The sequence below is a fragment of the Stenotrophomonas sp. STEN021 genome, from assembly GCF_056760175.1.
Genome location: NZ_JBRREH010000135.1, coordinates 1 through 7,392, shown reverse-complemented (window position 1 = coordinate 7,392; position 7,392 = coordinate 1). Strand labels below are relative to the sequence as shown.

7 protein-coding genes are annotated in these 7,392 nt (G+C 65.3%); 3 read left to right on the top strand and 4 right to left on the bottom strand.

What is annotated here, in order from left to right; genetic code table 11:
- Nucleotides 1-131: 131 nt before the first annotated feature.
- Nucleotides 132-521 carry a DUF4124 domain-containing protein gene (locus tag ACVOL0_RS19775; protein ID WP_481550534.1) on the bottom strand — a complete coding sequence of 130 codons (390 nt, stop codon included), beginning with the start codon at nt 519-521 and terminating at the stop codon, nt 132-134.
- Between the two features lie 82 nt (nt 522-603).
- On the opposite strand from ACVOL0_RS19775, the gene pssA reads away from it, so the two are divergent.
- From pssA to rimI, 3 genes are read left to right on the top strand one after another with little or no spacing between them, the layout of a single operon-like run.
- Nucleotides 604-1,383: a CDP-diacylglycerol--serine O-phosphatidyltransferase gene (gene pssA, locus ACVOL0_RS19770; protein ID WP_481550536.1), complete on the top strand. Its 780-nt coding sequence runs from the start codon at nt 604-606 to the stop codon at nt 1,381-1,383.
- 56 nt (nt 1,384-1,439) lie between these two features.
- The gene (locus ACVOL0_RS19765; RefSeq protein WP_481550535.1) at nt 1,440-1,862 is read left to right on the top strand and encodes an alanine acetyltransferase; all 423 of its coding nucleotides are present in this window, start codon (nt 1,440-1,442) and stop codon (nt 1,860-1,862) included.
- Nucleotides 1,859-2,344 carry a ribosomal protein S18-alanine N-acetyltransferase gene (rimI, locus tag ACVOL0_RS19760; RefSeq protein ID WP_481550533.1) on the top strand — a complete coding sequence of 162 codons (486 nt, stop codon included), beginning with the start codon at nt 1,859-1,861 and terminating at the stop codon, nt 2,342-2,344. Before ACVOL0_RS19765 ends, rimI begins: the two co-directional genes overlap by 4 nt.
- 12 nt (nt 2,345-2,356) lie before the next feature.
- Here the strand turns inward: rimI and ACVOL0_RS19755 are convergent, their stop codons facing one another.
- From ACVOL0_RS19755 to ACVOL0_RS19745, 3 genes are all read right to left on the bottom strand, one after another.
- Entirely contained in the window at nt 2,357-3,181 is an 825-nt protein-coding gene (locus tag ACVOL0_RS19755) for an EamA family transporter (RefSeq protein ID WP_481550532.1), read from the bottom strand.
- 586 nt (nt 3,182-3,767) lie between these two features.
- Nucleotides 3,768-6,593, bottom strand: coding sequence for a valine--tRNA ligase (locus tag ACVOL0_RS19750; protein ID WP_481550531.1), 2,826 nt, complete (start codon nt 6,591-6,593; stop codon nt 3,768-3,770).
- Nucleotides 6,594-6,838: 245 nt separating this feature from the next.
- Nucleotides 6,839-7,264, bottom strand: coding sequence for a DNA polymerase III subunit chi (locus tag ACVOL0_RS19745; RefSeq protein WP_296253457.1), 426 nt, complete (start codon nt 7,262-7,264; stop codon nt 6,839-6,841).
- Between the last annotated feature and the right edge of the window lie 128 nt (nt 7,265-7,392).

The following is a 7,392-nucleotide window of genomic DNA, read 5'->3' as shown; positions in this document are numbered from 1 at the left end:
ACCGCCCCCGCCGCCCCGCCGTCCCACCCCCACCCACCACAGCTCCGCCCGCACCCCCGCCGCTCGCCCTCGGCAACCAACCCCCCCCCCCCCCCCACCCCCCACCCCGGTTTTGCCTGTCAGTTACCAGCTCAGTCCTTCGGCGCAGGCTTGCAATAGACCGCAGCTGCCGCCTCGGCCAGCTGCTTCTGTGCCGCGCGCTGGGCGTCATCCAGCGGAGCGCCCGGCTTGCCATCGGCACCAACGCCCTGACTGACTGGACCATTGCCGTTCAGCAATTGCAGATTCCTGCGTGCACCCAGGCACTGCTCGGATTCGCCGGCTTCGGCTGAAACCTCTGGCTCGGCGACAGAAGCACCGCTGGCGGTGATGCGACGGGTTTCGAACTGCTTGCCGGCCGGCGGTCGCTCGGAATACTGGGTGACGCCATTGGCGTCCTTCCACTTGTACAGATTGGCCGCGCTGGCGGTGGCAGCGGTGCCGAGCAGGAGCAGGCAGCAGAGGCGTGGCAGGGTGAGCATGGCAACTCCAGGCACCGGAACAGGGCAGGCAGCGATTGCAGCACCCGGTGACGCGGCTGGCAAGTCGATTAAACTGGCGGGTATGGACGAATTGAGACCACCACCGCGTTCGCGCAGCATCTACCTGCTCCCGAACCTGTTTACCACCGCCGGGCTGTTTGCCGGGTTCTATGCGATCATTGCCGCCTCCAACGGGCAGTTCGTCAACGCCAGCGTCGCTGTATTCGTGGCTGCGGTCATGGATGGGTTGGATGGCCGGGTTGCGCGCTTGACCGGAACCAGCAGCGAATTCGGCGTGCAATACGACTCGCTGGCCGATCTGGTCAGTTTCGGCATGGCGCCGGCACTGGTGATGTACCACTGGGCCCTGTCCTCTCTGAAGTTCGATGGCGACGTGCTGGGCCGGGTTGGCTGGTCAGCGGCCTTCCTGTATGCGGCCTGCGCGGCGCTGCGCCTTGCCCGTTTCAATACCCAGGTCGGCACCGTCGACAAGCGCTGGTTCGTTGGCCTGGCCAGCCCGGCCGCCGCCGGTTTGATGATGTCCTTCGTCTGGGCCTTCGCCGACGGCACGCTGGGCTGGAGCGGAGAGGAACTGCGCTACGTGGCCTTGGGCGTGACCATCGTCGCCGGCCTGCTGATGGTCAGCCGGATTCGCTTCTGGAGCTTCAAGGGCGGCAATGAAAAGGGCCCGCGTTCGGAGCGCGTGCCGTTCGTGGTGCTGGCGTTGGTGCCTATCGTCATTTCAATCGTGGTCTTGGACCCGGCGCGGACCTTGTTGGTGGTCGGCGTGATCTATGCGCTGTCCGGCCCGGTGATGTGGCTGTTGCAGCGCTGGCGGCAGCCGGCCGGCAAGGTGCAGTGATCGGTTTCTCGCCCGAGCCGGTGTGGACCCCCGAGCAGCAGGCATGGCTGCAGGCGATGGGCTACACCGTTTATCTGGAAGGCGGCGCGCTGGATGCGCCGCCAGTCGTTGCTGCGCCAGCCTTTGATACCGCTACGGTAGCGGTGGAGCGGGCGGCACCGCCGCAGAGCACGGTGACCAAGCCGGTTGCTGTTGCCCCGCCGCGTGAAGTGGCCGCAAAGGCACCGCAGGCACCGAGCACTGCACCCGCGCCGGTATCCGCTGCCGGCGCAGCGGGTAGTGTTCGTCGCAGCGGCGGCTTGGGGATGCCCGACCGCCTGCAGATCGCCTTGTTGCGTGCCTCCGGCTGCAATCCCAATGAGCCGGAAACCCGCGCACTGATGGACAGCTGGCCATTGGCCGAGCTGCGCGCCAATCCGGCCGCCAAGCGAGCCCTGTGGCCGCAGCTGCGCAGCTTGCGGCGGAAATCACGGCAATGACCGCGCTGGGGTTGGTCCTGCGCCCCATGCATGAAGGGGACCTGGATGCGGTGATGGAAGTGGAGTTGCGCGCCTATCCGTTCCCGTGGACGCGCGGCATCTTCCAGGATTGCCTGCGTGCTGACTACCCGTGCCGGGTACTGGTGCAGGATGACGGTATCGCTGGCTACGCCGTGCTCAGCATTGCCGTCGAAGAGGCGCATGTGCTCAATGTCTGTGTTGACCCGCTATGCCAATCGCGCGGCTACGGCCGGCGCCTGCTACGCGAGTTGGTGCGGGTTGCGCGGCAGCGCGGCGCATTGCGGGTGTTTCTGGAAGTGCGGCCATCCAATACTTCGGCCATCGCGCTGTACCACAGCGAGGGCTTCAATGAGATCGGCCGCCGTCCGCGTTACTACCCGACTGCCAGCGGGCGCGAAGATGCGCTGGTGATGGCGATGGAACTGGTGGACGACGACATCAGCGTGATGCCGCCGCTCTGAGCGCGGCGTTGGCTATGCCAGCCGCAGCAGCACCACGCCGGCGACGATCAGTGCCGCCGCGAGCAGGCGCTTGCGGCTGATGTGTTCTTTCAACAGCAGTGCCGAGATCAGCAGCGCGAACAGGATCGAGGTCTCGCGCAGTGCGGCGATCACCGCGACCGGCGCGATGGTCATCGCCCACAGCGCGATCGCATACGACGCGGTGGTGCCGATACCGCCGACCAGTCCGCGCTGCCAGTTGCCGCGTAGATAGCTGCCCAGCTGCCGGCGGCGGGCGAACAAGGCCCAGATCGGCAGCGGCAAGCCGGACAGCAGGAACAGCCACAGCGTGTAGCTCAAGGCATTGCCGGACAGGCGTGCGCCCTGTGCGTCGACCAGCGTGTAGGTGGCGATGACCAGCGCGATGCACAGCGGCAGGCGGAGGTTGCTGATGCTGCTGCTGCCGGCCATGCACAGGATGCCGGCACTGATCAGGGCGATACCGCTCCACGCGCTGGCAGACAAGTGCTCGTCGAACAGCCAGGTGCCGGCGATGGCGACCAGCAAGGGCGCGCAGCCGCGCATCAATGGGTAGGACAGGCTCATGTCGGCGCGGTGATAGGCGCGGGCGACCAGCACGTAGTAGCCGGTTTGAAGAATGGCTGATGCGGCGAGCCAGGGCAGGCTTGCTGCGGCGGGGGCTGGCAGCCAGGGCAGGGCGATGGCGGACAGGACGGCAGCCCAACCGGTGACCAGAATCGTGGTCAGCAGCTTGTCGCCGCCCAGTTTGACGATTGCGTTCCAGCTGGCGTGGAGCAGGGCGGCGAACAGGACGGCGCAGAAGATGCCGAGGGACATTGGGTTCGGTCGTTGGGGTGCTGGGGCAGGGTAGCCGGGTTTGGTGGAGTGTTGCGGGAAGGTGAAAGCCCCAAAGCCCAAAAACCCAAAAGCCCAAAAGCCCAAAAGCCCAAAAGCCCAAAAGCCCAAAAGCCCAAAAGCCCAAAAGCCCCCTCATCCGCCCTCCGGGCACCTTCTCCCGCGCGCGGGAGAAGGGATTGCAAAGATTTACTTGGGCAGCAGGCTCCCTGAGCAATCGACACCGCGCGCGTGAGCCCAAGGAACTCAGCCAACCGGCAGAAGTGCATGGCACTTTGCAGTCCCCTCTCCCGCGCGCGGGAGAAGGGATTGGATTGCACAGATTTACTTGGACAGCAGGCTCCCTGAGCAATCGACACCGCGCGCGTGAGCCCAAGGAACTCAGCCAACCCGCAGAAGTGCATGGCACTTTGCAGTCCCTTCTCCCGCGCGCGGGAGAAGGTGCCCGGAGGGCGGATGAGGGGGCTCTTCGTTCTTGGCTTTCAGCTCTTGGTCTTTAGCTCTCCAATCCGCACAAAAGAAAACGCCGCCCGAAGGCGGCGTTCTCCACAATAACAATCAGCAAGCCTCAAAGCTTCGCGCGCTGCTCCTGCAGGCCGGCCAGCTGGCTGTTCCAATCGACCAGACGCACACGCTCCTGCTCAACCACCGCCGCCGGCACTTTGTCGGTGAACTTGGACAGCTTGACCTCGCTCTTCTCTTTCTCCGAAGAAACGCGGGCGATTTCCTTGTCCAAACGCGCACGCTCGGCATCCAGATCAACCAACCCTTCCAACGGCACCAGCAGCTTCAGCTCGCCGACAATGGCAGCTGCAGCCGGTGGCGTCACCGCATCAGTAGCCAACCAATCGATGCTTTCGAGCTTTAGCAGGAAGCGCAGCTGCGAGGCAAAGCGGTCGAGGCGGCTGCGATCGGCAGCCTGGCCACCCTGCAGCAGCAAACGCACCTGCTTGGACGGCGGCACGTTCAACTCGCTGCGCACACGGCGCAAGGCGCTGACCATGGTCTTGAACCATTCCACGTCGACTTCGGCCTGCGCGTAGTCGCCGGCAAATTCCTCCGCGGTCGGATAGGCCTGTAGCGACAACGACTCGGCGCTGATGCCAAGACGCGGCGCTACCTGCTTCCACAGCTGCTCGGTGACGAACGGGGTCAGCGGGTGCAGCAGGCGCAGCACTGCTTCCAGAACGTACAGCAGGGTGTGGCGGGTGCTGGCGGCATCCTCGGCGTTGTCGCCGCTCAAGGCCGGCTTGGTCAGTTCCAGGAACCAATCGCAGAATTCGTTCCAGACGAATTCGTACAGCGCCTGCGACAACAGGTCGAAGCGGTAGTCGGCGTAGTGCTGCTGTGCTTCAGCCGAAACCTTGGCCAGGCGTGCAAGGATCCAGCGCTCGGCATCGGTGCGCGGCTGCGGCACGCCAGTGAAGCTCGCGCCCTCGGTGTTCATCAGGGTGAAGCGGCTGGCGTTCCACAGCTTGTTGCAGAAGTTCTTGTAGCCCTCGGCGCGGCTCATGTCGAACTTGATGTCGCGGCCGTGGGTGGCCAGCGCGGCGATGGTGAAGCGCAGCGCGTCCGCGCCGTGGGCGATGATGCCGTCCGGGAATTCCTTGCGCGTGGCCTTCTCGATCTTCTCGGCCATCTTCGGCTGCATCAGGCCGTGGGTGCGCTTGGCAACCAGGTCGTCGATGCTGATGCCGTCGATGATGTCCAGCGGATCGAGCACATTGCCCTTGGACTTGGACATCTTCTGGCCCTGGCCGTCGCGGATCAGGCCGGTGATGTAGACGTCCTTGAACGGGATCTGGCCGGTAAAGCTGTCGGTGGCCATGATCATGCGCGCCACCCAGAAGAAGATGATGTCGAAGCCGGTGATCAGCACGTTCGACGGCAGGTAGCGCTCAAAGCCGCGCTCGGCCATCGCCGCTTCGTTCGGCCAGCCCAGGGTGGAGAACGGCCACAGCTGCGAGGAGAACCAGGTCTCCAGCACGTCGCTGTCCTGGGTCAGCACCACCTCGTTGCCCAGCCCGGCCTTGGCGCGGGCGTCGGCTTCGTTGCGGCCCACGTAGCAGTTGCCGGCTTCGTCGAACCACGCCGGAATGCGGTGGCCCCACCACAGCTGGCGGCTGATGCACCAATCCTGGATGTTCTCCATCCAATGGCGATAGGTGTTGATCCAGTTGCCCGGCACGAACTTGATGGAGCCGTTCTCCACAAGCTCCAGGCCGCGCTTGGCCAGCCCGTCCATCTTCACGAACCACTGGTCGGTCAGATAGGGCTCGATCACCTGGCCGGTACGGTCGCCACGCGGCACCTGCAGCTTGTGCGCCTTGGTCTCGACCAGGATGCCAAGGTCTTCCAGCTCGGCCAGGATCACCTTGCGCGCTGCATAACGGTCCAGCCCCTGGTACTGCTGCGGGGCGTTTTCGTTGAGCGTGGCGGTGGTGGTGAACAGGTTGATCATCGGCAGGCTGTGACGCACGCCGACCTGGTAGTCGTTGAAGTCATGTGCCGGGGTCACCTTGACCACGCCGGTACCGAAGGCCTTGTCGACGTAGTCGTCGCCGATCACCGGCACGCTGCGGCCGGTCAGCGGCAAGGTCACGCTCTTGCCGATCAGGTGCGCGTAGCGGCTGTCTTCCGGGTGCACCATCACTGCAGTGTCGCCCAGCAGGGTTTCCGGACGGGTGGTGGCGACGACCAGGTAATTGCGGGTCTCGCGCAGGATTTCGTTGCCGTCGGCATCTACTTCGACGTGCTCATAGCTGGCACCGTCGTTGAGCGCGTAGGCGATCGACCACATAAAGCCGTCTTCTTCCACGCTCTCCACTTCCAGGTCGGAAATGGCGGTCTTCAGCACCGGGTCCCAGTTGACCAGGCGCTGGCCACGGTAGATCAGGCCCTGTTCGTGCCAGCGGAGGAAGGACTCGATCACCGCCTCGCTCGGGCCCGGGTCCATGGTGAAGGTGCTGCGTGACCAGTCGGCGGATGTGCCGAGGCGGCGCATCTGGCCTTCGATCACGTTGCCCGAATGTGCCTTCCACTCCCACACCTTGTCGATGAAGCCATCGCGGCCCAGCGAGTCGCGGGTTTCACCCTTGCCTTCCAGCGCCAGGTTGCGGCTGACCACCATTTCGGTGGCGATGCCGGCGTGGTCGGTACCCACCTGCCACAGCGTGTCGTAGCCACGCATGCGGTGGTAGCGGATCAATGCATCCATCAGCGTCTGCTGGAAGGCATGGCCCATGTGCAGGGTGCCGGTCACGTTCGGCGGCGGCAGCAGGATGGTGTAGGGCTCGCCCTTGCCGGACGGCTTGAACAGGCCGGCCTTCTCCCACGACTCATAGAGCGCGGTTTCAAAGGATTTGGGGTCGTAGCTGGAGGCGAGTTGGGTCATGGGGCAGGAACCAGTAATTAGGAGCTGGAAACGAGCGAAACCCGGGTGGGGGGGAGGGGGGTTGTGGGGGGCACCCCCCCCCCCCCCCCCCGGGGGGGGAGTAGAGAAGGTGTTGTGGGGGGGGCGGGGGGGGCGGTGGGGGGGCGCGGGGCCCCCCAAAATTTAATCCCCCCCCCCCCCCCCCCACCCCGGGGCGCCGGCGCGTTTGCCCCCCCAAACCCCCCCACCCCCACCCCGGTTTCGCATTACATGTCGTATTTGTTGAGCGTGTAGTTGGCGGCTTTGTACTGGCGCCAGCGCTCACGCAGCGGCTCACGCGCGGCCGGATCGGCCGGCACCACTTCCAGCACACGGTCGCAGGCGCCCAGGTAGGGCTCGTCACGCAGGTTGATCACCAGCGGACGCTCCGGTGCGTCGGCACCCGGCGTGGCGATCAGCACGATGGCTTCTTCCTCGTCCACGTCCTCACCGATGATCTGGTGCGGGATGTAGGCGTCAGGGTCGAACGACCACAGCAGCTCGTCCAGTTCCTCGGCCTGGGCCTGGTCGCGCGCCAGAACCAACGTGTACAGACCGCCATCGTTGGCCTTGCGCGCGAGTTCGCACACCAGCTTCAGTGGCTCGGTGAGAAAGCGCGGCTTGGCGATCAGGTAGAAGTCGGCACGCATCAGGTCACGGGGAGTTTGGGGAAGGGGGTTGGGTAAAACCGGGGGGGGGGGGGGGGGTGTTGGGGGGGTGAAGAAACCGACCGCCCCCCGGGGGGGGCCCCCACGGGGGGGGGGAGGAGGTTTTTAGTACG

Bases quoted from the DNA above. Each gene is read 5' to 3' on its own strand.
- rimI (WP_481550533.1), top strand. From the start codon at position 1,859: ATGACCGCGCTGGGGTTGGTCCTGCGCCCCATGCATGAAGGGGACCTG.
- ACVOL0_RS19765 (WP_481550535.1), top strand. From the start codon at position 1,440: ATGGGCTACACCGTTTATCTGGAAGGCGGCGCGCTGGATGCGCCGCCA.
- pssA (WP_481550536.1), top strand. From the start codon at position 604: ATGGACGAATTGAGACCACCACCGCGTTCGCGCAGCATCTACCTGCTC.
- ACVOL0_RS19775 (WP_481550534.1), bottom strand. From the start codon at position 521: ATGCTCACCCTGCCACGCCTCTGCTGCCTGCTCCTGCTCGGCACCGCT.
- ACVOL0_RS19755 (WP_481550532.1), bottom strand. From the start codon at position 3,181: ATGTCCCTCGGCATCTTCTGCGCCGTCCTGTTCGCCGCCCTGCTCCAC.
- ACVOL0_RS19750 (WP_481550531.1), bottom strand. From the start codon at position 6,593: ATGACCCAACTCGCCTCCAGCTACGACCCCAAATCCTTTGAAACCGCG.